Genomic DNA, 24670 nt, shown 5'->3' on the forward strand with positions numbered 1-24670 from the left:
TGCCGCGCGGTCACCCGAACGCCACCGCCAGCAGCGTCGCCGCGCACATCGACGGGCCGTGCGGCACGATGACCGGGTCGGCGCCGATCGGTCGCGTCGGTGCGCGCACACGCCGCCACGGGGTCGCACTCCGGACCGATCCGGTCGACCGCCTTGCTGATGTGGACACCAACGGGTCGGCACAGACGGATCCCGAGAGCGCGGCGAGACCCGCGACCGCGGTCAACGCCGGTGCCACCACCGCGGCCCAGGCCCAGGCCTGCCCGCCGCTCATGCCCGCCGCCGCACCCAGCCCGACGGCGAGTTTGACGTCACCGGCCCCGAAAGCCGCCGGCGACACCAGATGCACCACGAGATATACAACGGTGAGCAGGGCCGCCCCCGAGGCAGCCGCGGCGAACCGGCCCGTACCCAGCGCAAAGATGAGGATGACGACGGCCCCGGGCGCGGTGAGCAGGTCGGGGAGACGACGTGACCGGATGTCGCTGATACTCAACGCGATACACCACGCGCCGAGCACGAGGAACGCGAATATCTCCATCTATCGACAGTGACGTACCGGCCGACGGCGTGATGCCCCCGCAGGCCGGGTTGTGGACAGCCGCCTCTGCTGTGAACACCCATAGTTTCGGAGGCAACGCGACCGGCGCTTGATGCGAATGAGGTGTCCGTCGATCAGAAAGACAGCCCCGCGGCGAGCCGGTCGAGTGCCTCGTCGAAGATCGGAACTACTTCGAGGTCGGGATCCTCTACCCAGCGGCGCATGAAGCCAAGCGCGATTCCCACGACAGCGCTGGTGAACCAGGTGATCTCCGGATCGTTGGCCGCGCGGCCGGTCTGGTGGGTGATCTGCTCGGCGATCGCGCGCTCCATGGTCATCAGGTTGGTCAGCGTGGCGCCGCGCAGGCCCGGTTCGGTCAGCATGAGCCGGGTACGTCTCCTGCCGAGCTCCATATCGGCTTGCGACATCGAGGCGGTCACCGAGTGCAGGGCAGCGCGCAACGATTCCACGACGGTCGAATCGGCGGGCTGCTCCGCGAGTTCGGTGAAGAAGACGTTGTCGAACTCGTCGGTGATGACCAGATCTTCTTTGGTGGCGAAATAGCGGTACACGGTGCTCGGGGCGACCTCGGCCGCCGCCGCGACAGCCTCCACAGTGGTGGCGTCGTATCCGTTGGCCTCGAACAAATCCATGGCGTGGCGCTGAATGGCCGCGGCCGTTCTGGCCTTCTTGAGCTCGCGGAGCCCGCGTGCTGGTTTCGCCGCACCGGTCGCCGGTTTCGCCCGGCCGGCTGACGGCCCGAGGGAAGGCTTTCCGGCGTCCCCGGATTGCTGATCTCGGACCGACGACCTCACCGTGTACCTCAACTTCCTGTGATCAACTCCGCGGATGCGCCTGCTTCGATTCTGCTACAGCGACCTCGGCCACCGTTGGTACCTCGCCAGGTGCTGCGGTCTGTGACGTGGCGGGCTCGCCCGAGGCGCCGTCGTCGAGCCGTCGGCCCTCCACATCCACCTCCGGCAGCAGACGATCGAGCCACCCCGGCAGCCACCACCCGTACTTGCCGAGCAGCGACATCGTCGCAGGGACCAGCGTCATCCTGACCAGGAACGCATCGAAGAGCACCGCGGCCGCGAGTGCGAATCCGAAGGACTGCACCATGGGCGTCGCCGAGAACAGGAACCCGGCGAAAACACTGATCATGATGATCGCGGCGGCGGTGACCACGCGAGCGCCCGCGGCGAAACCGTCGATGATCGCGACGTCGGTGCTCTCCCCGCGCAGGTGCTCTTCACGCATCCGGGTCACCAGGAATACCTGGTAGTCCATCGCCAGCCCGAACACCATGCCGATCAACACCACCGGCAGCAGATTCACGATGAGCCCGGAGGAATGCACGCCGAGCAGATCGTTGAGCCATCCCCACTGGAACACCGCCACCACCATGCCGAAGGTGGCGGCGACGCTGAGCAGGAATCCCGCGGCGGCCACCAGCGGTACCAACACCGAGCGGAAGACCAGGATCAGCAGGAGAAAGGCCAGCCCGCCGACCAGAGCGAGGTAGGGCAGGAGGGCAGCGCGCAGTTTCGCCGAGGAATCGATATCGATCGCGGTCTGACCGGTGACCATCACTCTGGCGTCACCCGGCAGCGCGGCGCCTCCGGCCTCGGTGCGGATGGCGTCGAGGGCATCCTCGGTGCCGGCGTCGGTCGGCCCGTGTTCAGGGACGACCGCCAGCAGCGCAGTGCCGCCGGAGGAGTCGAAGACCGGTGGTGCGACCGCCGCGACGCCCTCGAGGCTGTCGATGATCGCGCGCACCCTGGCCGCCGCCGTCGCGGCGTCACCCTCGGCACCCGCGTCGACGACAACAGTGAGCGGGCCGTTGACTCCCGGACCGAATCCGTCGGCGATCAGGTCGTATGCCTTGCGCTGGGTGGTGTCCGCCGGCGCGGTGCCGTCATCGGGGAAGCCGAGCCGAAGTCCGAGTACTGGGATCGCGGCGAGCAGCAGAACCGTTGTCGCGCCGAGCAATACCGCTAGACGATGCGTGACGACGAATCCCGCCCATCGCCTGCCCATCGGCACCCGCGCCGCAACCGCGACCCGCTGTGGCCTGCGGACCCGCACCAGCCGCTCACCGGCCAAGCCCATCAGCGCGGGCAGCAGCGTCAACGCCGCGAGCACCGCCATGGCGACGGTGAACGCCGCGGCAACACCGACCTGGGTGAGTGCGGGAATCCCGACCACCGACAAACCGGCCAGCGCGATGATCACGGTGAGCCCCGCGAACAACACCGCGGCCCCGGCCCGGCCGACCGCCTGGCCCGCCGCCTCCGGCCGGTCGTATCCGGCCGCCGCGAGCTGGCGGTAGCGCAGGATGATGAACAGCGAGTAGTCGATCGCGACGGCGATCCCCAGCATCAACGCCAGCGCCGAGGTATCGGTATTCAGATCCGTGAATCCGCTGGCCGCGGTGATTCCCGCCAGCCCGACGGTGAGCGCTGCGGAAGCCACTACCAGTGGCAATCCGGCCGCGAGCAGTGATCCGAGGGTGATCAGCAGAACCACAGCGGCGACCAGGACACCGATGGCCTCACCCGCACCCTCGTCGGGGGCCGCCGCCGCGTCTCCGCCGGCCTCGGCGGCCAATCCGGCCTGGCGCGCCGTGGTGAGCGCATCGGCGACGGCGTCGCGATCGGCGTCCGAGAGTTCTTCCCTGCCGACGCGATAGGACACCTCCAGCAGGCCGGTCCGCCCGTCCGGTGCGATCGCGCCCTCGCCGAGTTCGCTCACCTGCGCAACGTGCGGGCCGGCGCCGAGCTGGTCGCGAACCTGTTCCACTGCTTGCGACGCATCGCCGAGCCGGGTGCCCTCGGGCGCGACCAGCACCACGCGCGCCACCGCGCCGTTCGCGGCGACGTCGGGGAACCGTTGCGTCATCACATCGATCGCCCGCTGCGATTCGGTGCCGGGCACCGTGAACGAATCCGACGTCGGCCCGGACAGCACGGCCGCGCCCGCGATCGCCCCTGCGAGCACCGCGAGCCACAGCACAACGACCGCGCCGCGGCGGCGAAAGCACGAGACCCCGAGCCGATAGAGCAGCACTGACATAGGAGACACCACCTATTTGAGAGTGAACTATTAAATCGGAGTGTACTCCCAAACTGTGTTCGAATGTCGGGCCTGCCCCATGACGGCGGTAGTTTTGATCCATGTCTGCTGATGCTGCGGGGCTGCGGCCCGACTACGCGGCCCGTCGCGGCGCGCTGCGGAGTCTGCTGGTGGAGAACGAGATCGACGGATTACTGGTCACCGACCTGATCAACATCAGGTATCTGACCGGCTTCACCGGTTCGAACGCCGCGCTGCTTGTGTCGTCGTGGGACTCCCACGGCGCCGAGGATCACACCGTCATCGGGACCGACGGCAGATACCGCACGCAGGTCGCCGAACAGGTGCCGGATCTGCGCGCCGAAATCGTGCGTGCCAGCACCCGTCGAGTGGTGGAACTGGCGGGGGAGTGGCAGGTCGGCCGGGTCGGCTACGAAAGCCACGTGGTCACCGTCGATGAGCATCGCGGCTTCGAGGAACTCGGCACCGGCCTCGAGCTGGTCGCCACTCCGGCACTCGTGGAGCAGCTGCGCACCATCAAGGACGCCTACGAGGTGGATCGGCTGCGCGCGGCATGCGCGGTCGGTGACGCAGCCCTGGCCACCCTGCTCGAACGGGGCGCCCTGCGCCCCGGGCGCACCGAACGTCAAGTCGCCCGCGATCTGGAATGGGCGATGTTCGAACACGGCGGTGACGCCGTCGCCTTCGAGACCATCGTCGCCGCCGGCGCGAATTCGGCTGTCCCGCATCACCGTCCGACCGATGCCGTGCTCGCCACCGGCGATTTCGTCAAGCTCGACTTCGGTGCCGTCGTCGGTGGTTACCACTCCGATATGACCCGCACCCTGGTGCTCGGTCCGCCGACCGACTGGCAGCGCGAGGTCTACGCGCTGGTCAAGGAATCGCAGCGGGCAGGCCGGGAAGCGTTGCGGCCGGGTGTGCCGGTCGCCGACGTGGACGCCGCGGCCCGCGCGGTGATCGACGCCGCAGGCCACGGCGCGCTGTTCGTGCACGGGCTCGGACACGGCGTGGGACTGCGTATCCACGAAGCACCCGGAATCGCGAAAGCGGGCACGGGTACACTGCTGTCTGGCGTGGCGGTGACCGTCGAACCAGGTGTGTACTTTCCCGGCCGCGGCGGGGTCCGGATCGAGGACACGCTCGTGGTGCGCGAAGGGGGCCCTGAACTGCTCACCCGCACCAGCAAAGACCTGACCGTCGTCGAGTGACGCCGGTCGCCGAGAACCGAGGAGATCCGAAGACAGTGGCGGACACCAGCGACTTCAAGAACGGCCTCGTGCTGAAGATCGACAATCAGCTCCAGCAGATCGTCGAATTCCAGCACGTCAAGCCGGGCAAGGGCCCCGCGTTCGTGCGGACCAAGCTGAAGAACGTTGTCTCCGGCAAGGTCGTCGACAAGACGTTCAACGCTGGCGTGAAGGTCGAAACCGCGACCGTCGACCGTCGCGATATGACCTACCTGTATCACGACGGCTCGGACTACATCTTCATGGATGGCGAGACCTACGACCAGATCCACCTGGGTGAGGCCACCGTCGGCAAGGCCGGTGGCTTCCTGCTGGAGAACATGGGCGTCCAGATCGCCATGTACGAGGGCGAGGCACTGTTCATCGAGCTCCCTGTCTCCATCGAGGTCGCGGTCACCCACACCGAGCCGGGCCTGCAGGGCGATCGCTCCAGCGCGGGCACCAAGCCCGCCACCATCGAGACCGGTGCCGAGGTGCAGGTCCCGCTGTTCATCAATGTGGGTGACAAGCTGAAGATCGACACCCGCGACGGCAGCTACATCAGCCGCGTCAACTCCTGACGCCGGATGGCGGACCAGCCCGCGGAGAAGAAACCCGCATTCAAGAAGCTCGGCGCACGCCACAAGGCGCGGCGTCGCGCGGTGGATCTGCTGTTCGAAGCGGAGGCCCGCGATATCGACCCCGCCGATCTGATCGACGAGCGGATCGAACTGTCGGCCAGTGACCAGGCGGTCGCGCCGGTGCATGCCTACACCCGCACCTTGGTCGAGGGCGTCGCCGACGATCTGGACCGGGTCGATGGCACCATCGAGTCCTATCTGCAGGACTGGACGCTGTCGCGGCTGCCCGCCGTGGACCGTGCCATCCTGCGGATCGCGGTATGGGAGCTGTTCCACGCCAACGACGTGCCCCCGGTGGTGGCGGTCGATGAGGCGGTGGAACTGGCCAAGGAGCTGTCCACCGACGACTCGCCGTCATTCGTGAACGGCGTGCTCGGCCAGGTGGTGCTGGTGGCGCCGCAGGTGCGCGCCGCCGCCGCGGCCACCCGCGCGCCGCGCCCCGACCCGGAGCAGTGATGCACAAATACCTGGTCATGGTCATGCGCACGCCCAGCTTCGACCCTGCCGTCGTCGAACCGCACAAGCAGTTCCTCGCCGAACTGCGCGACAAGGGCATGCTGCAAGAGACCGGCCGATTCACCGACGGCACCGGCGGCGCCTACATAGTGCTGGCCGAATCGCTGGACCAGGCACGCGAGATCGTGTTCACCGATCCGGTGCACACCACCGGCGCGTCTGAGGTCACGGTGTACGAATGGGAGATCACCGGCTGAGGTTGCCGGTGGATACCAGACCACGGTCCCGGTCGCGACGTAGTTCGCGGCCGGGACCGCGTCATATCCAGGGCATCTCGCCGAGCGAGCGATCCCGCGATCAGGGCTCCTGCGACCATGAGGGCAGCGGGGGCGGCGGATCCTGCCGGTGTGGTTGCGGGGTCGGGTTTTGTTGTCGATCGGCGGGTGTTCCGGGGCTGCGCGGCGACGGAGCGGGCGGAGCCCAGTCGCGCTGCCATGGTGGCGCAGGTATGTCAGGGGGCAGCGGAGGTGGCGGTGGTGGGGGCGTCGGGTACCGGCGAGGCGTCTGCTGATGGGGGTGCGGTGCTGGTATCGGGCTCGGCGGCCATGCCGGTACCGGGCCCGGGTGCGGAACCGGCCGGGGGTGGTGGGAGTCGAAGTCGACAGGACGTTGGACGGCACGCTGTTCGTGCTTGGTAGGCGCCGGCGGTTCAGGTGGCCGGGAGGCGATCCAACCAGCGACGATGGCGAGACCTGTGGGGCGATGGACGGCGAGGAAGCCGAACGGGCGGTCGAAGGTCGCGGTATAGACCTTGATGCGATGTTCGGTCGGCGGTGGCGGCATGCCGCGGACGTCGAGGCTGATCGCGGTGACTGCGGCGGCCTCGAACCCCTCGCGCGTGAAACGGGCGAGGACATCTTGTGCGCCTTGCTCGACCGACAGGGGTGCCGGTGAGATTCCCGGGAAGTGATCGCCGTTTGTTCTCGCCGTTGTCAGGCCGAAGAGTGCGGCCAAGGTCGGACTGCACAGATCATGCTTCGACCGCACCGCGAACGGCGGCAGTGTGAGATGCAGCTGATCCCGTTCCTGCAGCGAAATCTCCTCGCGCACAGTCAGGCCTGGACCGTTCGTACCGACAGCGAGGGCTGGACGCACGTCGAGGCCCTCGGTGAGTGCGTTGAGGCCGGTGGTCAGCACATCGGCAGCTGTACCGGCGCCCTGCAACAGATGTACGTCGACGTCGCCCGTGCCCTCGACGATGATGCGCGTCACCGGGCTCGGCCCCTCGAGCAGCGTCGCGCACCACGCCGTGCCGGTGGTTCGGGACAAAGCGGGGACGGTCTTGTCCTGCCAGGGACCTGATGCCGGGGTCATTGTTGTCTCGTAGAACACCTCGCGCCAACTGGTTCGCGCGACGAGTGCAGTCGCGAGCACGAGCACCGTATCCCGTGTCAGCTGCAGCGGGAATTCCTTGATCAGCCCCTCGGTACTCTCGCCCGCCCATGCGTCGAGTGCGGCCTGGTCGGTGATCAGGTCGACCGTGCCACGGGGAAGGCTGCTCAGCCAGTCGCTGTTGAGCGGGAGCGTGCGTTTCACCCAAACCCCGAGCGCCGCGGACAGGTGACGTGAGTATCGCATCGTATCGATCAGCCGCAGGGCCGCCGAATGCGCTGCGTCGGCGGGGATTCCAACCGCAGCCTCCAATTCCATACGCGCAGGGTTCCGAGCGGCGGAGGCGAGCAGACCCAGCAGGGGCCACAATCCGGCCCCCGACACGACGAAATCCTCATTACCGGCTACTTCGCACCAGCGACGAGTGAGTCGGTTGGCGGCATCGACGTGGGGTTCGACTACGGTCCGCATTGCCCAACCCTATCGGCGGCAGGGCGTGCGGCTAGGCGGAATCCGGCCCGTTACCGCGTCGGTCCTGTGGTTCTGCTCACGTGAACCGCTGCCGGACAATCGGATTCGATGGCCGGTGCGCGGGAAGTCGCCGCGCGGTCAGGATAGCGGCGAGCGTCCGAACAACGCAGGCCGAGGACTGAGGCGCAGCACGCTCCCAGCTCGCAGATGATGAACGTTGGCACGAGCCAGGTCCGCCGACCATGTCCGCGCTCCCGCCGGGTGGGTGTACTGGAACCCGGCGAGAGCGCGAGCAGGAGCCGTGAACGGCCCAACTCGAGAATGAGGAGACGACCGGGAAGGTCGGTCCTCGGTCTCGGCGTCGATCCTGCATCCTCAACCGCACTCGAGGTCAATTCGGTTGTCGGTACCGCCCGGATGCCCGCCACAGTGAGAGACAGATAGAATTTCTCTCGCAACATTTCCACGGTGAGGAGTCGGGCGATGACCGAGAATCAGCGCACGGTACTGAGCGGACGCTGCACGCCGGAGCAGGCGTGGGCGGTGTTCGACGATCTGCCCGCCGCTCGTGTAGCCGAGGTGACCACCGGGCGCTGGCGCGGCAGCGAGGTGGATACCGGACATCCATGGGCCGGCGTGCTCGTCGAATCCGGCTGGTACGGGAAACAATTCGACAGCCCGGACGCGGTGCACCCCCTGCTGTTCTCCGATGAGAACGGTTCGATTTTCGCGGTCGATCCGCGCCGTGCCCCATTGGGGCTTGCCGGTCGCTTCCCGGCCACCTGGCTGCGTCCGGTGCGCAACAATCTGCGGATCCTCTCGCCTGCGCTGCGCACCAAGAAGCCGACCGCCCGGCTGCGCGATATCGACTATCGCGGCGTCGTCAGTGCGGCCATGGTCTATGACCATCTGCCGATCATCGACCACTTCCGCCGCCTCGACGAAGACGCTCTGCTCGGCGTGATGGATATGCGTGGCCTGGCCGAGCCGTACTTCTTCCTGCTGGAGCGCTGAGCGGCACTGACGACCGGCTCAGGCGTGTCGCGCAGCGGCCGCGGCGGCGGCAGCTGATCCGCGCTGGTCTATCGATCTGCGCCGGGCCGCAGGATGATCTTGCCGAGCGGCGCGCGCGATTCGACCAGCTCATGGGCCTTGCCCGCCTGCTCGAGCGGCAGCGTCTTCTCGACGGCCGGTGCCAGTGACGGGACACGTCGCAGAATGTCGGCGCGGCGCCCGGCTACCCGCTCCAGCCAGGCCGGTCCTGCGCAGCCGATGAGGGTGAGCCCACGGGGGATCAGGTCGGCCGCCGACACCTGTGCCGACGCACCGGACAACCAGCCGTAGCTGAGTATTCGGCCGCGCCCGGGGGTCATCGTGTCGAGTAGGTCGAGTGCGGACGTCCCGCCGAGGGAATCGAAGACGACATCGACAGTGGCGCCGTCCAGCTGCTCACGCAAGGCAGTAGTCCACTGCGCTTCCCGATGATCGACCACCTCGTCGGCTCCCAACTCGCGGGCCCGTTCGATCTTGGTCGCCCGGCCCGCGGTCGCGATCACACGCGCCGCGCCGAACTCCTTGGCCAGCTGGACCAGGAAACTGCCGACGCCCGTTGCCCCGGCCTCGACCAGCACCGTCTCGGTTCCGGTGAGCTCGGCGGCCTCGAGCAGTGCGATCGCCACCGAACCGCTCATGACCGCCGCCGCAGCATCGTCGGCGGAGACTCCGTCGGGAATGGGAACGGCCGCATCGACGGGAGCGCAGACGAACTCGGCATAGGCCCCGGCGCCCAACGTGTTCACCATCATCCGGCGGCCAACCAGGCTCGGATCGACCCCGGCGCCCACTTCGGTCACCTCGCCCGCCGCCTGGAATCCGAAGACCACGGGCGGTTCTGCGGCCATGGGGAAAATTCCTGAGCGCAAGAGGGTTTCGGGGTAAAGCACGGGAATGGCCTCGGTGCGGATCATGATCTCGCCGGCTTCCGGCCGCGGCGCGGGAACCTCGCGAGCGACCAGCACCTCCGGCCCGCCCACGCTCGTCATTACGATTGCCTGCATCAGAACTCCATAAGTTGACTGACGGTCAAATTATCGTTGCCAACGATATGGACCGCCGGTCAACTTGTCAATGAAAGTGGTGCGATGACCGACCGCCGTCCGAAGGAACGCGCGGATGCCGCGCGCAACCGGCGCGCGATCCTAGAAGCGACCGCCGCCCTGCTCGCCGAGCACGGTGCCGAGGCGATCACGATGGATCGGGTCGCCGCGGCCGCAGGCGTCGGGAAAGGGACCATCTTCCATCGCTTCGGGAACCGAGCCGGGCTGTTGCACGAGATGGTGGCCGAAAGTGCGCTGACCCTGATGGGGGCGGTCAAAGATGGTCCGCCGCCACTAGGGCCGGGCGCGCCGGCGGGGGAGCGGCTCGTCGCGTTCTTCGAGGCGATGGCGTGGCTGGTGATCGACAATCTCGAGCTGATGGCCGTCTACCGGACGGAGCCGCCGCACCCGAGAACCGCCGAGTTCCACCAGTTCTGGTTTGAGCACATCACCGCATTGCTGCGGGAGGCTCGTCCCGACCTCGATGCCGAGATCGTCGGACGGCTCCTGCTGGACAGTCTGGCCGGGCAGACCGTGCCCGACCTGGTCCGGTCCGGCGACACCGATCGGGTGCTGTCGGCGGTCCGTGCCCTGATGGAATCGGTGCTGCGGACCTCGTGAAGCGCGGCGGGACCCTGTGAACGGGCGGGGTGCACAGCCACGGTGGGTGTCGCGGCCGCTCGGATGCCGGGTCCACGGGGGTGCCGCGAGTTCGGCCGACTTTTCAGTGCGGCGCCAGGATGGCGTCGAATCGTTGGTCGGCCAAGTCCAGCTGCTCGAGGATATGCACCTTGACGTGCTCGGCGAGCGGGGTGTCCGCACGGAGCACCAGATCACGGTAGACGTCGGTGAGCGGCCGGTATTTGGCGGCGAGTTTGTGCAGGACGGGCCCTGTGGCATACAGGATGCCCACGCCGTTGTCGGTGAAGTCCGACAGTTTCACCACCCGTGCCCAGGGTGCGCGCTCGAGCTCGGTGGTGACATGCTCGCGGTATTGCTCGTGCCGGTCGCGGGTGGGGTCTGGCGCCGGGGTCGTCACCGCCGCAACGATATCCGCGACCCGCTCACCGAAGCGGTCGGCCAGCTCAGCCAACGCACCGGCAGTCCCCGGTTCGGGGCGGGCGCCGGCCAGCTCCGTGGCATGGTCTTCTACCGCGTCGTGCAGCAGGCCCGCGATCACCACCTCGGCGTCGCGCACCTCGTAATGGCTGGCGATTCGGATCGCCACGCGCAGTAGGTGATTGATATACGGCTCGCGACCGTACCGATCGTCGCGGTGTAGTTCGGTGGCCAGCTCGAGCGCCGCGGTGAGCCGTTCGGCATCGGGTGACTCCGCTGTTTCGAGCCGGAACCGTCCGCGCAGGCCCTCTTCGCCGTACACATCGCTGATCGTGTGCAGCGGCATCACCGCCAGCACCCCCGCCCCAGGATCATTCATGCGCCAAATGTAGCGGTGGGGTCCGACACTCCGCTGTGGCCGCCGCCACGTTCGATCGTGCCGGTGCCCCCGGAGCTGACCGTGCTCACCAAGCGCGTGCGCTGATCCGGGGACGCTCCAGCGGCAGGTCCGGATCCGCTCCGCAGAGATTCGGCGGATCGCCCGTGTGGGACCTCCCGCGAGCCGACCCTTAGCGCACGCCGCGTGGGCGGAATTGGATGCTGATGCGCGGGCCGACTGCTTTACGGGTCTTGGGAACGGCGTGCTCCCAGGTGCGCTGGCATGAGCCACCCATGACGAAGAGGTCGCCGTGGCCGGGATGGAAGCGCAGTGCGCTGCCGCCCGAGCGGTGCCTGAGTAGCAGCGGCCGCGGCGCGCCCAGAGTCAGAATCGCCACCATGGTGTCGTGCGTGGCTCCGCGTCCTATGGTGTCACCATGCCACGCCACGCTGTCGCGCCCGTCGCGGTAGTAGCACAGGCCTGCGGTACGAAATGGCTCGCCGAGCTCCGGTCGGTAGTGCTCGGTGAGCGCGTCGCGGGCGCGGTCCAGAATCGGATCCGGCAGTGAATCGGATTCGCCGTAGAAGGACAGCAGTCGTGGCACGTCCACGATGCGGTCGTACATCGGCCGACGCTCGGCGCACCACGGGACCTCTCCCGCCAACCGTTCGAACAACTCGTCGGCACCGCGCAACCAGCCCGGTCGCAGATCCACCCATGCCCCATCGTCGAGCTGCCTGCGATGCACCCCGGTCAACGGCTCCAGTTCGATCTCTCCGAACCCGTCGAGCAGCGATCCTTGCAGTGGTGTCGGCATGCCGACAGCCTACTCCGACATTCGAACATATGTTCGCATTTGCCGGAGGTGATTGATCGAGGGTCCGCCCGACCAAGCGAATCGGGACGAAACCACTTGGAGGAATCATGACCAGTTCCGAACACGAAGGCGACGCACCGGCAGCCGACGAACAGCATGCGACGCCGTCTGCCGCGATGGCTGCGCCCAGCAGCCCGGCCCAGCGGCACGCCTACGACGCCGCTCGCTTCACCGAACTGGTCGTATCCGCCTCGGCAGGCGACTGGGCACGTCCGAGCCCGGTCGCGGAGTGGACAGCACTCGACATCGTGAAACACCTCGTCGAGTGGTCGCGCGGTTTCCTGCGTGGCGCCGGGATCGAACTCGAGGCGCTGGACGTCGACGCCGACCCGGTCTCCGCCTGGAATCAGCACACCGCCGACATCCAGGCCATCCTCGACGAGCCCGGCGGGCGTATGCACAGCGATCCGCATACCGGTGACAAGCCGGTGGACGAGGCGATCGATGAGTTCTACACCGCCGATATCTGGATGCACTCCTGGGACCTCGCCAAAGCGCTCGGTCGTGAACCCGATCTCGGTGAGCAGCGGTGCCGTACCGCACTGGCCGCCATGGAACCGATCGAGCAGATGCTGCGCGACAGCGGACATTTCGGTAGCCGCGTCCCGGTCGCCGACGGTGTCTCGGCGCAGGATGAGCTCATGGCCTTCATCGGGCGTGACCCCGCCTGGCGGCCCGGGCGCCGAGCGGGCGGCTAGCGGATCGATCCGGGTGAACATCAGGTCCGCCGATCGCCGCCGAGCACCGTGATGGTCGAATGGGACGCTACGCGCTCGTTTTCGGAGGGAGATCTATGGCCGTGCTGCAGAAAGGCGCAGGTTCGGGGGACGAGGGGCGAGACGGTGGCGGCCAAGGCCACCTGAGCCGACAGCTTGCCAACCGGCACATCCAGCTGATCGCGATCGGCGGCGCCATCGGTACCGGCCTGTTCATGGGTTCGGGTAAGACGATTTCGCTGGCCGGGCCCTCGGTGATCCTCGTCTACATGATCATCGGCTTCTTCCTGTTCTTCGTCATGCGGGCGATGGGCGAGTTGCTGCTGTCGAACTCGGAGTACAAATCGTTCAGCGATTTCGCCGGTGATCTGCTCGGGCCGTGGGCGGGGTTCTTCACCGGATGGACCTACTGGTTCTGCTGGGTCGTCACCGGTATCGCCGACGTGGTCGCGATCGCCGGTTATGTCGCGTACTGGTGGCCGGAGCTGCCGTTGTGGATTCCGGCGCTGATCTGCATTGCGGTGCTGCTGGTGCTGAACCTGCCCACGGTGCGGGCGTTCGGTGAGACCGAGTTCTGGTTCGCGCTGATCAAGGTGGTCGCCATCGGTGCACTGATCGTCACCGGTCTGGTGATGGTGCTGACCGGCTTCACCGGTGACAGCGGAAGCACGGCCTCTTTGGCCAACTTGTGGAACGACGGCGGCTTCTTCCCGATGGGACCGATGGGATTCGTGGCCGGATTCCAGATCGCGGTGTTCGCCTTCGTCGGTATCGAGCTGGTCGGCACGACCGCCGCCGAGGCGAAGGATCCGGAACGGACGCTGCCACGGGCGGTGAACTCGATTCCGGTGCGCGTGCTGCTGTTCTATGTCGGTGCGCTGATCGTCATCTGCGCCGTGACGCCGTGGCGGGAGGTCTCGGCCGACGAGAGTCCGTTCGTGGCGATGTTCACCCTGGCCGGGCTGGGGATCGCGGCGAGCGTGGTCAACTTCGTGGTGCTGACCAGCGCCACCTCGAGCGCCAATTCGGGCATCTACTCCACCTCGCGCATGGTGTACGGCCTGGCCGGTGACGGCGATGCGCCCGCGGTGTTCGGCAAACTGTCGCGCAGGCATGTGCCAGCCAACGCACTGCGCTTCTCCTGCGCATTCCTGATGATCGGCGTGGTGCTGCTCTACGCGGGCCAGTCGATCGTCGAAGCGTTCACGGTCGTCACCACGATCTCGTCGCTGTGCTTCATGTTCGTGTGGACGATGATCCTGGCCAGCTACCTCGTCTACCGGCGCCGTCGCCCGCACCTGCACGCCGCCTCGACGTTCAAGATGCCCGGTGGTGTGCCGATGGTCTGGGCGGTGCTCGGATTCTTCGCGTTCCTGGTCTGGGCGTTGACCCAGGAGTCCGACACCCTGCAGGCGCTGTTGGTGACGCCGATCTGGTTCGCGGTGCTCACGCTCGCCTACCTGGTGGTCCGGCGCCGCCCGCACCACAAAGCCCTGCGTGAACAGCATCGCGACAAGGTCCTCGCCGAAACCTCCGCCCTGGGGTGATCGGAGGACCGGCCGTTGTGCGGGTTGTCGGGCTCACATGTGCACTGGATCGCCCCGTCCGTGTCCTCGCTCACACCTCCCGGCCATGCCCTCACCTGGTGAAAAGCCGCCGCGCGGGGCTGATAGGCTGCTCGGCGTAAGACATCCTTTAACGGACCGTCCGGTGAGGCGGGGAAGGAGGTCGGCATGGCTGTGCCCGAAGAACGGGCAGCCGCGTCGGGCGCTGCCGAGGCCGAATCGTCGGCAGGCAGCAGCGACGCGAGCGGGGCATCAACCCCCGCGGAGCGACACACCCCGGAATGGGTGTCGGCGGGACGGGAACTGTTGTCCCCCTCCGACGTCGGTCGCACCATTGCGCGCATCGCGCACCAGGTCATCGAGAAGACCGCCCTCGATTCGGGTGATCCCGCCGCACCACGGGTGGTGCTGATCGGCATCCCGACCCGCGGCACCACCCTCGCGGCCAGGCTCGCGGACAAGATCGAGGAATTCTCCGGTGTTCGCCCCGCACTCGGGTCGCTGGACATCACCCTCTACCGCGACGACCTGCGCAGCAGGCCGCACCGCCCGCTCGAACGCACCTCCGTCCCCGAGGGCGGCATCGAAGACGCGCTGGTCGTCCTCGTCGACGATGTGCTGTTCTCCGGCCGCACTGTCCGCTCGGCCCTCGACGGCCTGCGCGACCTCGGCCGCCCCCGCGCCGTGCAGCTCGCGGTCCTGGTGGACCGCGGCCACCGCGAACTGCCGATCCGCGCGGACTTCGTCGGCAAGAACGTGCCGACCGCCCGCAGCGAGGACATCTCGGTCCTGCTCACCGAACATGACGGCCGCGACGGTGTGTACCTGCACCAGGAGGAAGCGTGAGGCACTTACTGACGGTCACCGATCTGGATCGGGCCACCGCCACCGAGCTACTCGACGAAGCCGAACGTTTCGAACAGGCGCTGCTGGGTCGTGAGGTCCGCAAACTGCCGACCCTGCGTGGCCGCACCGTGATGACGGTGTTCTTCGAGAACTCCACCCGTACCCGGGTCTCGTTCGAGGTCGCGGGCAAATGGATGAGCGCCGACGTCATCAATGTCAGCGCGAGCAGTTCCTCGGTCGCCAAGGGGGAGTCACTGCGCGATACCGCGCTCACCCTGCACGCCGCGGGCGCCGACGCACTGATCGTGCGCCATCCCGCCTCGGGTGCGGCGCATCAGATCGCACGCTGGTTCGAGGACTGGGCACAGACCGCGGGCGGATCGGTTCCCGCGGTCATCAATGCCGGTGACGGCACACACCAGCACCCCACCCAGGCACTGCTGGACGCGCTCACCCTGCGTCAGCGCCTCGGCACCATCGACGGCAAGCGGGTGGTGCTCGTCGGTGACATCCTGCACAGCAGAGTCGCCCGATCCAATGCCTTCCTGTTGTCCACCCTCGGCGCGGAGGTGGTGCTGGTCGCACCGCGCACGCTGCTGCCGATCGGCGTGGACAGCTGGCCGGTGCGGATCTCGCACAGCCTCGACGCCGAACTGCCCGGCGCGGACGCGGTGCTGATGCTGCGAGTGCAGGCCGAACGGATGAACGGCGGCTTCTTCCCGTCGGCGCGCGAGTACGCGGTGAACTACGGCTTGTCCGAGCGCAGGCTCGCTCTGCTGGACGAGCATGCGGTGGTGCTGCATCCCGGCCCGATGCTGCGCGGTATGGAAATCGCGTCGTCGGTGGCGGATTCGCCCAAGGCCGCGGTGCTGCAACAGGTGACGAACGGAGTGCATATGCGAATGGCGGTGCTGTTCCGGCTGCTGGTCGGTACCCAGGAGGCGGTGGCGTGAGCTCCGTGTTGCTGAAGGGCGTGCTGGTCTACGGCGAGGGCGAGCCGGTCGACGTTCTGGTCGCCGACGGTGAGATTCGCGAGATCGCCACCGACCTCGGTGTCATCGACGGGGCCGAGACCATCGACGGCAAGGGGGAGGTCCTGCTGCCCGGTTTCGTCGACCTGCACACCCACCTGCGTGAACCCGGACGCGAGGACACCGAGACCATCGAGTCCGGTTCGGCGGCGGCCGCACTCGGCGGCTACACCGCGGTCTTCGCGATGGCCAACACCAACCCGGTGGCCGATTCGCATGTGGTCACCGATCATGTGTGGCGGCGTGGTCAGGAAGTCGGCCTGGTCGACGTCTATCCGGTCGGTGCGGTCACGGTCGGACTCGCGGGCAAGCAGCTCGCCGAGATGGGCACCATGGCCGCCGGGATCGGCGCGGTGCGGATGTTCTCCGATGACGGCCACTGCGTCTACGACCCGCTGATCATGCGTCGTGCGCTGGAATACGCGAACTCGCTCGGCGTGCTGATCGCCCAGCACGCGGAGGAACCGCGGCTGACGGTCGGCGCCGTGGCGCATGAGGGCCCCACCGCGGCCCGGCTCGGGCTGGCAGGCTGGCCCCGCGCCGCCGAGGAATCCATCGTCGCCCGTGACGCCCTGCTCGCTCGCGATGCCGGCGCCAGGGTCCACATCTGCCACGCCTCGACGGCGGGCACGGTGGAACTGCTGAAATGGGCCAAGGCCCAGGGCATCTCGATCACTGCCGAGGTCACGCCGCACCACCTGTTGCTCGACGACTCGCGGCTGGAGACCTACGACGCGGTCAACAAGGTCAATCCGCCGCTGCGCGAGGCCTCCGACGCCGTCGCGCTGCGGCAGGCGCTGGCCGAGGGCATTCTCGACTGCGTCGCCACCGACCACGCACCCCACGCCGAGCAGGACAAGTGCTGCGAATTCGCCGCCGCCCGCCCCGGAATGCTCGGACTGGAGACCGCCCTGTCGATCGTGGTGGAGACCATGGTCCGGCCCGGTCTGCTGGACTGGCGCGGTGTGGCGAAGGTGATGAGCGAGCGGCCCGCCGAGATCGTCGGGCTGGACGGACATGGCCGGCCGATCGCGGTCGGTGAACCGGCCAACCTGGTGCTGGTCGACCCCGACACCACCTGGACAGTGCGCCCGAAGGAACTGGCGAGCATCTCCGACAACACGCCCTACGCGGACATGACGCTGCCGGCGCGCGTCACCACCACGATGTTGCGCGGCCGGATCACCGCCCGCGACGGTGCGGCGGTGCCTGCGGCACTGGCCGGAGGTGACGTGTAATGGAGCGGACACTGTGGGTGGTCGGCCTGCTGCTCTTCTGGGCGGTGCTGATCTATCTGATGTACCGCGGCTGGCAGAACCGCGCGCAGCGCCAGGCCGCGCGGATCGGTGAACTGCCGCCGGTCCCGCAGGAGCTGGGCGCTCAGGTGCTGGAACCGACCACCGGCCTCTACCTCGGCAGCACCATGGCGCCGAGCTGGCAGGACCGGATCGCGGTCGGTGATCTCGGCTTTCGAGCCACCGCCGAACTCACCAGGTTCGAGCGGGGCATCCTGCTGGAGCGCGACGGCGCGGCGGTGATCTGGATTCCTCAGGAGTCCATCACGGCGGTGCGCACCGAACGCGGCCATGCGGGCAAGGTGATGACCGAAGATGGTGTGCTGGTGATTCGCTGGAAACTGCCGACCGGAACCGAGATAGATACCGGTTTCCGAGGTGACGACAAGACGGTGTATCCGGCGTGGGCACGGGTGACGACGGGAGACGAGGGATGAAGCAAGAAGCGGCTTTGGTGCTGGAGGACGGCCGGGTATTCCGTGGCACGGCCTACGGCGCCGTCGGCGAAACACTCGGTGAGGCGGTGTTCTGCACCGCGATGACCGGCTACCAGGAGACCCTCACCGACCCCAGCTATCACCGCCAGATCGTGGTGGCCACGGCCCCACAGATCGGCAACACCGGCTGGAACGACGAGGACGACGAGTCCGGCAAGATCTGGGTCGCCGGCTACGCGGTGCGCGACCCGGCACGCCGCGCCTCCAACTGGCGCGCCACCCGCACCCTGCCCGATGAGCTGGATCGCCAGGACATCGTCGGTATCGCGGGCATCGATACCCGCGCGGTGGTGCGCCATCTGCGCACCCGCGGTTCGATGAAGGCAGGCATTTTCAGCGGTGACGCCGTCGCCGCCACCGTCGACGAGCTGGTGGCCAGGGTCAACGGCCAGCCGTCCATGCTCGGCGCGGACTTGGCCGAGGAGGTCAGCACCGACGGGCTCTACACCATCGAACCCAGTGGCGACCACCGCTTCACCGTGGTGGCGGTCGATCTCGGGATCAAGACCAACACCCCGCGCATGTTCGCCGAACGCGGCATCCGGGTGCATGTGGTGCCGTCGAGCACCTCGTTCGACCAGATCCGGGAGCTGAATCCCAACGGCGTGTTCCTCTCCAACGGCCCGGGTGACCCGGCCACCCAGGACGGCGCGGTCGAACTCACCCGCGAGATCCTCGGTGCGGGTCTGCCGCTGTTCGGCATCTGCTTCGGCAACCAGATCCTGGGCCGGGCACTCGGCCGCGGGACCTACAAGATGAAGTTCGGCCATCGCGGCATCAACATCCCGGTCGTCGAACACGAGACCGGCCGCATCTCGATCACCGCGCAGAACCACGGCTTCGCCCTCGAAGGCGAGCAGGGGGAACAGTTCGACACCCCCTTCGGCAAGGCCGAGGTCAGCCACGTCTGCGCCAATGACGGCACCGTCGAGGGTGTGCGCCTGGTCGACGGCCGCGCATTCTCCGTGCAGTACCACCCCGAAGCCGCCGCCGGCCCCCATGACGCCGCGTACTTGTTCGACCGTTTCGCCGGTCTGATGGAAGGAGCCTGATGCCTCGCCGCACCGATCTGAACCACATTCTGGTGATCGGCTCGGGCCCGATCGTCATCGGTCAGGCCTGCGAGTTCGACTACTCCGGCACCCAGGCCTGCCGGGTGTTGCGCTCGGAGGGCCTGCGGGTCTCGCTGGTCAACTCCAACCCGGCCACGATCATGACCGACCCGGAGTTCGCCGACTCCACCTATGTCGAGCCGATCACCCCGGAGTTCGTCGAGAAGGTCATCGCCAAGGAGCGCCCCGACGCCATCCTGGCGACCCTCGGCGGGCAGACCGCGCTCAACACCGCCGTCGCCCTGCACGAACGTGGCGTGCTGGAGAAGTACGACGTCGAGCTGATCGGCGCCGACTTCGACGCCATCCAGCGTGGTGAGGATCGGCAGAAGTTCAAGGACATCGTCGCCAAGGTCGGTGGCGAAAGCGCCCGCTCCCGCGTCTGTTTCACCATGGACGAGGTGCGCGAGACCGTCGCCGAACTGGGCTTCCCTGTCGTCGTGCGGCCCTCGTTCACCATGGGCGGCCTCGGCTCGGGTATGGCCTACAACGACGCCGACCTCGACCGCATCGCCGGTGGCGGCCTTGCCGCCTCGCCGACGGCGAACGTGCTCATCGAGGAATCCATCCTCGGGTGGAAGGAATACGAGCTCGAGCTGATGCGCGACGGTCGCGACAATGTCGTGATCGTCTGCTCCATCGAGAACGTCGACCCGATGGGCGTGCACACCGGTGACTCGATGACCGTGGCGCCGGCCATGACGTTGACCGACCGCGAATACCAGAAGATGCGCGATCTCGGCATCGCCATCCTGCGCGAGGTCGGTGTCGACACCGGTGGCTGCAACATCCAGTTCGCGGTGAACCCCGCCGACGGGCGCCTGATCGTCATCGAGATGAACCCGCGTGTGTCGCGGTCCTCGGCGCTGGCGTCGAAGGCCACCGGCTTTCCGATCGCCAAGATCGCCGCCAAGCTGGCCATCGGCTACACCCTGGACGAGATCGTCAACGACATCACCAAGGAAACCCCGGCCTGCTTCGAGCCGACGCTCGACTACGTCGTGGTGAAGGCGCCGCGGTTCGCGTTCGAGAAGTTCCCCGGCGCCGACGCCACCTTGACCACCACCATGAAGTCGGTGGGTGAGGCGATGTCGCTTGGCCGCAACTTCACCGAGGCGCTGGGCAAGGTGCTGCGCTCACTGGAGACCAAGTCCACCGGGTTCTGGACCACCGACGACGGTGTGTGGGCGCCGGCCTCCGATACACCCGAGGCGATCCAGGCCGCGATCACCGCCATCCTCGACGACCTGCGCGTGCCCACCGAGGGGCGCATCTACCAGGTGGAGCGGGCGCTGCGGCTGGGCGCGAGCATCGAGGACGTCGCCGCCGCCTCCGGGATCGACCCGTGGTTCGTCGCCGAGGTCGCCGGCCTGGTCGAGTTGCGTCAGGAACTGCTCGAGGCGCCCGTGCTGGACGAGTCGCTGCTGCGGCGGGCCAAGCACTATGGTCTTTCCGATCGCCAGATCGCGGCGCTGCGTGCCGAGCTGGCAGGGGAGAGCGGTGTGCGTGCGCTGCGGCACCGGCTCGGTGTGCGCCCGGTGTTCAAGACCGTCGATACCTGCGCGGCCGAGTTCGAGGCCAAGACCCCGTACCACTACTCGGCCTATGAGCTCGATCCTGCGGCGGAGTCCGAGGTCGCGCCGCAGCGTGAACGCGACAAGGTGCTGATCCTCGGTTCCGGCCCGAACCGGATCGGTCAGGGCATCGAATTCGATTACTCGTGCGTGCACGCGGCGCAGACGCTGTCGCAGGCCGGGTACGAGACGGTGATGGTCAACTGCAACCCGGAGACCGTCTCCACCGACTACGACACCGCCGATCGCCTGTACTTCGAGCCGCTCACCTTCGAAGATGTGCTCGAGATCTACCACGCGGAGTCCGAATCGGGCACCGTCGCCGGCGTCATTGTGCAGCTCGGCGGCCAGACCCCGCTCGGCCTCGCGCAGCGGCTCACCGACGCGGGCGTCCCGGTGGTGGGCACCAGCGCTGCCGCCATCGATCTGGCCGAGGACCGCGGCGAATTCGGCGACGTCCTGGTCGCGGCCGGGCTGCCGGCACCGAAGTACGGCACCGCGACCACCGTCGAGCAGGCCAAGAAGATCGCGGCCGGGATCGGCTACCCGGTGCTGGTGCGGCCGTCCTACGTGCTCGGCGGTCGCGGGATGGAGATCGTCTACGACGAGACTTCGCTCGAGGGCTACATCTCCCGCGCGACCGAGCTGAACCCGGAACATCCGGTGCTGGTCGACCGCTTCTTGGAAGACGCCATCGAGATCGACGTCGACGCGCTCTGCGACGGCGAAGAGGTCTACCTGGGCGGCGTGATGGAGCACATCGAGGAGGCCGGTATCCACTCCGGTGACTCCGCCTGTGCGCTGCCGCCGATCACTCTCGGCCGCAGCGATATCGAGGCCGTGCGCCGCTCCACCGTCGCGTTGGCCAAGGGCATCGGCGTCAAGGGTTTGCTCAACGTGCAGTATGCGCTCAAGGACGATGTGCTCTACGTGCTCGAGGCCAACCCGCGTGCCAGCCGCACCGTGCCCTTCGTTTCCAAGGCCACCGCCGTACCGCTGGCCAAGGCCGCCGCACGGATCATGCTCGGCGCCACCATCGCCGAACTTCGCAAGGAGGGCATGCTGCCCGGTGAGGGCGACGGCGGCCACGTCGCGCTCGATGCGCCGGTCGCCGTGAAGGAGGCCGTGCTGCCGTTCCACCGGTTCCGCAAGGCCGACGGCAGCGGCGTGGATTCGCTGCTCTCGCCGGAGATGAAGTCGACCGGCGAGGTCATGGGTATCGACGCCGATTTCGGTACCGCCTTCGCCAAGAGCCAGGCGGCGGCCTACGGTTCGCTGCCGACCGAGGGCACCGTGTTCGTCTCGATCGCCAACCGCGACAAGCGGGCGATGGTGTTCCCGGTCAAACGTCTCAACGATCTGGGCTTCCGCATCCTCGCCACGGAGGGCACCGCGGAGATGTTGCGCCGCAACGGTATTCCCTGCGAGCGGGTGCGCAAGCACTCCGAGGACGGTCCGGTCGATGAGCCGACCATCGTCGAGCAGATCCGTGACGGCGAGGTCGACATGGTGTTCAACACCCCCTACGGCAACTCCGGACCGCGCGTCGACGGATACGAGATCCGCAGCGCGGCAGTGGGTGTGAACATTCCGTGCATCACCACGGTGCAGGGTGCGGCCGCGGCCGTGCAGGGCATCGAGGCCAGTATCAATGGTGGAATCGGGGTCCGGTCGCTGCAGGAACTGCACGCCGTACTGCGCGGGTGAACCACGAACAGGAGAACGGAGCGGGATCGGTGAAGACCTTCGGCGACCGGCTACAGCACGCCATGCGGCATTTCGGGCCGCTGTGTGTCGGCATCGATCCGCATCCCGGCCTGCTGTCCCAGTGGGGCCTGACCGACGACGTGGACGGTCTGGAGGCCTTCGCGGAGATCTGCGTCGAAGCCTTCGACGGCTGCGTCGCACTGGTCAAACCACAGGTGGCGTTCTTCGAGGTGTACGGCGCGGGCGGGATCGGTGTGCTCGAGCGCACCATCGAGGTGCTGCGTGATTCCGGCACCCTGGTGCTGGCCGATGCCAAACGCGGCGATATCGGCTCCACCATGGACGCTTACGCCCGTGCCTGGCTCGGTGACGGCCCGTTGGGCTCGGATGCGGTGACGGTGTCGCCGTATCTGGGCTTCGGCTCGCTGAACCCGGCCCTCGAGCTGGCGCAGGCCAATCACCGCGGTGTGTTCGTGCTCGCAGCGACCTCGAACCCGGAAGGCGCCGAACTGCAGCGCGTCATCGCAGGCGACGGCCGCACCATCGCTCAGACGATGGTCGACGCCGCCGCGGCCCGCAACGCGGATACCGCCTTCGGTTCGGTCGGTGTCGTTGTCGGTGCCACGCTCACCGAGGCACCCGATGTGAGCGCGCTCAACGGGCCGATCCTCATGCCGGGTGTCGGCGCCCAGGGCGGGGGAGCGGAGTCGATTCGCGCCCTCGTCCCCGACCACCTGCTGCACGGCGTGGTCCCCAACGTCTCGCGTGAGGTACTGCGCGAGGGTCCCTCGGTCCCCGCGCTGCGCGATCGACTCACCGCCCTGCAGGAAGACTTCGCCTTCCTCCAGGCTTGATTCTGCGCGAGCAGTACACGATCGCGGCGTTCGTCGCGGCGATTCGCGTCGGGATGTCTCATGCACGACGCATCGGCCGTGGTGCTGGTGTCGGCGTCACGGCGGTGGGATGCTGTGGAGGTTGGACGGGGGATCGTCGGCGGGGCAACGACCGGCGGTTCGTCCACACGGCACCTCGCTCTTGCGGGGGACATCAGGTCCGGCCCGCCCACCCCTCGGGCCGGGCCTGATTCGTGTCCGCGACCGTGCGAGCCGACGCGGAGCGTCTTCCGAACCGGCGCGTGCCGGTGGTGTTCACGCCGAGTGTGCTTCCTGGTGCCCTGAGGGATCGCTGAAACGCCGAGTGGTCAGTTATGGGGGAAATATCGGGGGACGCCGTGTCGCTCCCCGTAGACGTGTCCACCGGCCCGTGCGGCCCTGTTCGGATCGGCCGACCGTGTGTTGCGGGCCGGCACTGACACCGTCGCAGCAACCGATGATGCCCGGATGAGGGGTGTCGGCAAGACCCTGTTCGCAGGCACTCGCGACGTCCGGAGTCGCCCGCAGAGTGCTCGGTGTGCGACACGCGTGTGATTCCTGGGGCGACACGCAGAAATTTTCCAGAAAGTTCCTGGTCGGGAGGTTTTGAGTTTGCCAGCGGCGTGTCGGGCTCCGTGGCAACCGGTCCGCTAATTCGTTCCGTGTACGAAAACGCCCTGCTGACAGGCTGTTTCGTGCATTCGAACCGGTGTTCGGGAGGGTGGGCGAGCCGGGTCGGGCATTGCCTCCGGCGTCCCCTACGGCATCGTCGAATCATGCGCTGACCTGGGGGGTGGGTTCGCAATCGGCCGGAGTCGTGGGTACGGTCGCTGTCACTGCCGGGTTATCGGGCAGTAGTTGATGCAATGAACGATGAGACGGAGGAACCGTGGCCCTTCCCCAGCTGACTGACGAGCAGCGCGCCGCTGCTTTGGAGAAGGCGGCTGCCGCTCGCCGCGCTCGGGCGGAGCTCAAGGAGCGCTTGAAGCGTGGCGGCACCGACCTGAAGAAGGTCCTCGCCGACGCCGAGACCGATGAGATCATCGGCAAGATGAAGGTGTCCGCCCTGCTGGAAGCCCTGCCCAAGGTCGGCAAGGTCAAGGCGGCGGAGATCATGACCGAGCTGGAGATCGCTCCCACCCGCCGTCTGCGCGGCCTGGGCGATCGGCAGCGCAAGGCCCTGCTGGCCAAGTTCGACCTCGGCGCCTGACAACCGCCGGT

The 24670-nt window shown here is 67.7% G+C and carries 23 protein-coding genes; 16 read left to right on the forward strand and 7 right to left on the reverse strand.

The window, feature by feature from the left end:
- Positions 1-10: 10 nt before the first annotated feature.
- The 3 genes from GV792_RS16785 to GV792_RS16795 all read right to left on the reverse strand — a co-directional run bounded on the left by GV792_RS16785 (position 11) and on the right by GV792_RS16795 (position 3616).
- The gene (locus GV792_RS16785; protein WP_163825065.1) at positions 11-541 is read right to left on the reverse strand and encodes a prepilin peptidase; all 531 of its coding nucleotides are present in this window, start codon (positions 539-541) and stop codon (positions 11-13) included.
- Between the two features lie 134 nt (positions 542-675).
- Complete coding sequence (locus GV792_RS16790) at positions 676-1194, reverse strand: acyl-CoA-like ligand-binding transcription factor (protein ID WP_163825152.1); 519 nt, start codon at positions 1192-1194, stop codon at positions 676-678.
- A gap of 184 nt (positions 1195-1378) precedes the next feature.
- Entirely contained in the window at positions 1379-3616 is a 2238-nt protein-coding gene (locus GV792_RS16795; RefSeq protein WP_163825066.1) for an MMPL family transporter, read from the reverse strand.
- Between the two features lie 101 nt (positions 3617-3717).
- Between GV792_RS16795 and GV792_RS16800 the strand changes: the two genes are divergently transcribed.
- Genes GV792_RS16800 through GV792_RS16815 form a run of 4 tightly spaced genes read left to right on the forward strand, consistent with a single transcriptional unit; the run spans position 3718 to position 6217 of the window.
- Positions 3718-4845: a M24 family metallopeptidase gene (locus tag GV792_RS16800; protein WP_163825067.1), complete on the forward strand. Its 1128-nt coding sequence runs from the start codon at positions 3718-3720 to the stop codon at positions 4843-4845.
- 35 nt (positions 4846-4880) lie between these two features.
- On the forward strand, positions 4881-5444 hold the full coding sequence (efp, locus tag GV792_RS16805; protein ID WP_163825068.1) for an elongation factor P: 564 nt from the start codon (positions 4881-4883) through the stop codon (positions 5442-5444).
- A 6-nt stretch (positions 5445-5450) separates the two neighbouring features.
- Positions 5451-5960, forward strand: a complete 510-nt coding sequence (gene nusB, locus GV792_RS16810) for a transcription antitermination factor NusB (protein WP_163825069.1) — start codon at positions 5451-5453, stop codon at positions 5958-5960.
- Positions 5960-6217: a YciI family protein gene (locus GV792_RS16815; protein WP_163825070.1), complete on the forward strand. Its 258-nt coding sequence runs from the start codon at positions 5960-5962 to the stop codon at positions 6215-6217. Before nusB ends, GV792_RS16815 begins: the two co-directional genes overlap by 1 nt.
- A 100-nt stretch (positions 6218-6317) precedes the next feature.
- Here the strand turns inward: GV792_RS16815 and GV792_RS16820 are convergent, their stop codons facing one another.
- Positions 6318-7823: a serpin family protein gene (locus GV792_RS16820; protein ID WP_163825071.1), complete on the reverse strand. Its 1506-nt coding sequence runs from the start codon at positions 7821-7823 to the stop codon at positions 6318-6320.
- A 483-nt stretch (positions 7824-8306) separates the two neighbouring features.
- Here GV792_RS16820 and GV792_RS16825 point away from each other — a divergent pair, with 483 nt between their 5' ends.
- Positions 8307-8837: a DUF4334 domain-containing protein gene (locus GV792_RS16825; protein ID WP_163825072.1), complete on the forward strand. Its 531-nt coding sequence runs from the start codon at positions 8307-8309 to the stop codon at positions 8835-8837.
- Positions 8838-8905: 68 nt separating this feature from the next.
- Here the strand turns inward: GV792_RS16825 and GV792_RS16830 are convergent, their stop codons facing one another.
- Positions 8906-9880 (reverse strand): quinone oxidoreductase family protein, encoded by a 975-nt coding sequence (locus tag GV792_RS16830; protein ID WP_256670513.1) that lies wholly within the window; start codon positions 9878-9880, stop codon positions 8906-8908.
- An 84-nt stretch (positions 9881-9964) separates the two neighbouring features.
- Here GV792_RS16830 and GV792_RS16835 point away from each other — a divergent pair, with 84 nt between their 5' ends.
- The gene (locus GV792_RS16835; protein WP_163825073.1) at positions 9965-10540 is read left to right on the forward strand and encodes a TetR/AcrR family transcriptional regulator; all 576 of its coding nucleotides are present in this window, start codon (positions 9965-9967) and stop codon (positions 10538-10540) included.
- A 103-nt stretch (positions 10541-10643) separates the two neighbouring features.
- Here the strand turns inward: GV792_RS16835 and GV792_RS16840 are convergent, their stop codons facing one another.
- Positions 10644-11357: an HD domain-containing protein gene (locus GV792_RS16840; RefSeq protein ID WP_163825074.1), complete on the reverse strand. Its 714-nt coding sequence runs from the start codon at positions 11355-11357 to the stop codon at positions 10644-10646.
- A gap of 190 nt (positions 11358-11547) precedes the next feature.
- Complete coding sequence (locus GV792_RS16845; RefSeq protein WP_163825075.1) at positions 11548-12174, reverse strand: alpha-ketoglutarate-dependent dioxygenase AlkB; 627 nt, start codon at positions 12172-12174, stop codon at positions 11548-11550.
- A 107-nt stretch (positions 12175-12281) separates the two neighbouring features.
- Here GV792_RS16845 and GV792_RS16850 point away from each other — a divergent pair, with 107 nt between their 5' ends.
- The 10 genes from GV792_RS16850 (at position 12282) to mihF (ending at position 24659) form a co-directional block, all read left to right on the forward strand.
- Positions 12282-12932, forward strand: a complete 651-nt coding sequence (locus GV792_RS16850; RefSeq protein WP_218579959.1) for a maleylpyruvate isomerase family mycothiol-dependent enzyme — start codon at positions 12282-12284, stop codon at positions 12930-12932.
- A 95-nt stretch (positions 12933-13027) separates the two neighbouring features.
- Positions 13028-14497 (forward strand): D-serine/D-alanine/glycine transporter, encoded by a 1470-nt coding sequence (cycA, locus tag GV792_RS16855; RefSeq protein ID WP_175583009.1) that lies wholly within the window; start codon positions 13028-13030, stop codon positions 14495-14497.
- A 186-nt stretch (positions 14498-14683) separates the two neighbouring features.
- The gene (pyrR, locus tag GV792_RS16860) at positions 14684-15361 is read left to right on the forward strand and encodes a bifunctional pyr operon transcriptional regulator/uracil phosphoribosyltransferase PyrR (RefSeq protein ID WP_175584453.1); all 678 of its coding nucleotides are present in this window, start codon (positions 14684-14686) and stop codon (positions 15359-15361) included.
- Entirely contained in the window at positions 15358-16314 is a 957-nt protein-coding gene (locus tag GV792_RS16865; RefSeq protein ID WP_163825076.1) for an aspartate carbamoyltransferase catalytic subunit, read from the forward strand. Before pyrR ends, GV792_RS16865 begins: the two co-directional genes overlap by 4 nt.
- Entirely contained in the window at positions 16311-17630 is a 1320-nt protein-coding gene (locus tag GV792_RS16870) for a dihydroorotase (RefSeq protein ID WP_163825077.1), read from the forward strand. Before GV792_RS16865 ends, GV792_RS16870 begins: the two co-directional genes overlap by 4 nt.
- Positions 17630-18124: a PH-like domain-containing protein gene (locus GV792_RS16875; protein WP_163825078.1), complete on the forward strand. Its 495-nt coding sequence runs from the start codon at positions 17630-17632 to the stop codon at positions 18122-18124. The genes GV792_RS16870 and GV792_RS16875 overlap by 1 nt, the downstream gene beginning before the upstream one ends.
- Entirely contained in the window at positions 18121-19236 is a 1116-nt protein-coding gene (gene carA, locus GV792_RS16880) for a glutamine-hydrolyzing carbamoyl-phosphate synthase small subunit (protein ID WP_163825079.1), read from the forward strand. The genes GV792_RS16875 and carA overlap by 4 nt, the downstream gene beginning before the upstream one ends.
- Complete coding sequence (gene carB, locus GV792_RS16885; RefSeq protein ID WP_163825080.1) at positions 19236-22577, forward strand: carbamoyl-phosphate synthase large subunit; 3342 nt, start codon at positions 19236-19238, stop codon at positions 22575-22577. Before carA ends, carB begins: the two co-directional genes overlap by 1 nt.
- Before the next feature lie 29 nt (positions 22578-22606).
- Positions 22607-23431 (forward strand): orotidine-5'-phosphate decarboxylase, encoded by an 825-nt coding sequence (gene pyrF / locus GV792_RS16890; protein WP_163825157.1) that lies wholly within the window; start codon positions 22607-22609, stop codon positions 23429-23431.
- Positions 23432-24338: 907 nt separating this feature from the next.
- On the forward strand, positions 24339-24659 hold the full coding sequence (mihF, locus tag GV792_RS16895; RefSeq protein ID WP_163825081.1) for an integration host factor, actinobacterial type: 321 nt from the start codon (positions 24339-24341) through the stop codon (positions 24657-24659).
- The last annotated feature ends 11 nt before the right edge of the window (positions 24660-24670 follow it).

This window comes from Nocardia cyriacigeorgica (genome assembly GCF_010868145.1).
In the GTDB taxonomy this organism is placed as follows: domain Bacteria; phylum Actinomycetota; class Actinomycetes; order Mycobacteriales; family Mycobacteriaceae; genus Nocardia; species Nocardia cyriacigeorgica_D.

Excerpts from the sequence above, each read along its gene's own strand:
- GV792_RS16850 (WP_218579959.1), top strand. The coding sequence starts at position 12,282 with ATGACCAGTTCCGAACACGAAGGCGACGCACCGGCAGCCGACGAACAG.
- GV792_RS16840 (WP_163825074.1), bottom strand. The coding sequence starts at position 11,357 with ATGAATGATCCTGGGGCGGGGGTGCTGGCGGTGATGCCGCTGCACACG.
- nusB (WP_163825069.1), top strand. The coding sequence starts at position 5,451 with ATGGCGGACCAGCCCGCGGAGAAGAAACCCGCATTCAAGAAGCTCGGC.
- GV792_RS16790 (WP_163825152.1), bottom strand. The coding sequence starts at position 1,194 with ATGGATTTGTTCGAGGCCAACGGATACGACGCCACCACTGTGGAGGCT.
- pyrR (WP_175584453.1), top strand. The coding sequence starts at position 14,684 with ATGGCTGTGCCCGAAGAACGGGCAGCCGCGTCGGGCGCTGCCGAGGCC.
- GV792_RS16815 (WP_163825070.1), top strand. The coding sequence starts at position 5,960 with ATGCACAAATACCTGGTCATGGTCATGCGCACGCCCAGCTTCGACCCT.
- GV792_RS16825 (WP_163825072.1), top strand. The coding sequence starts at position 8,307 with ATGACCGAGAATCAGCGCACGGTACTGAGCGGACGCTGCACGCCGGAG.
- carB (WP_163825080.1), top strand. The coding sequence starts at position 19,236 with ATGCCTCGCCGCACCGATCTGAACCACATTCTGGTGATCGGCTCGGGC.
- GV792_RS16800 (WP_163825067.1), top strand. The coding sequence starts at position 3,718 with ATGTCTGCTGATGCTGCGGGGCTGCGGCCCGACTACGCGGCCCGTCGC.
- cycA (WP_175583009.1), top strand. The coding sequence starts at position 13,028 with ATGGCCGTGCTGCAGAAAGGCGCAGGTTCGGGGGACGAGGGGCGAGAC.
- GV792_RS16830 (WP_256670513.1), bottom strand. The coding sequence starts at position 9,880 with ATGCAGGCAATCGTAATGACGAGCGTGGGCGGGCCGGAGGTGCTGGTC.
- GV792_RS16795 (WP_163825066.1), bottom strand. The coding sequence starts at position 3,616 with ATGTCAGTGCTGCTCTATCGGCTCGGGGTCTCGTGCTTTCGCCGCCGC.
- GV792_RS16845 (WP_163825075.1), bottom strand. The coding sequence starts at position 12,174 with ATGCCGACACCACTGCAAGGATCGCTGCTCGACGGGTTCGGAGAGATC.
- GV792_RS16785 (WP_163825065.1), bottom strand. The coding sequence starts at position 541 with ATGGAGATATTCGCGTTCCTCGTGCTCGGCGCGTGGTGTATCGCGTTG.
- GV792_RS16835 (WP_163825073.1), top strand. The coding sequence starts at position 9,965 with ATGACCGACCGCCGTCCGAAGGAACGCGCGGATGCCGCGCGCAACCGG.
- carA (WP_163825079.1), top strand. The coding sequence starts at position 18,121 with ATGAAGCAAGAAGCGGCTTTGGTGCTGGAGGACGGCCGGGTATTCCGT.
- GV792_RS16820 (WP_163825071.1), bottom strand. The coding sequence starts at position 7,823 with ATGCGGACCGTAGTCGAACCCCACGTCGATGCCGCCAACCGACTCACT.
- GV792_RS16875 (WP_163825078.1), top strand. The coding sequence starts at position 17,630 with ATGGAGCGGACACTGTGGGTGGTCGGCCTGCTGCTCTTCTGGGCGGTG.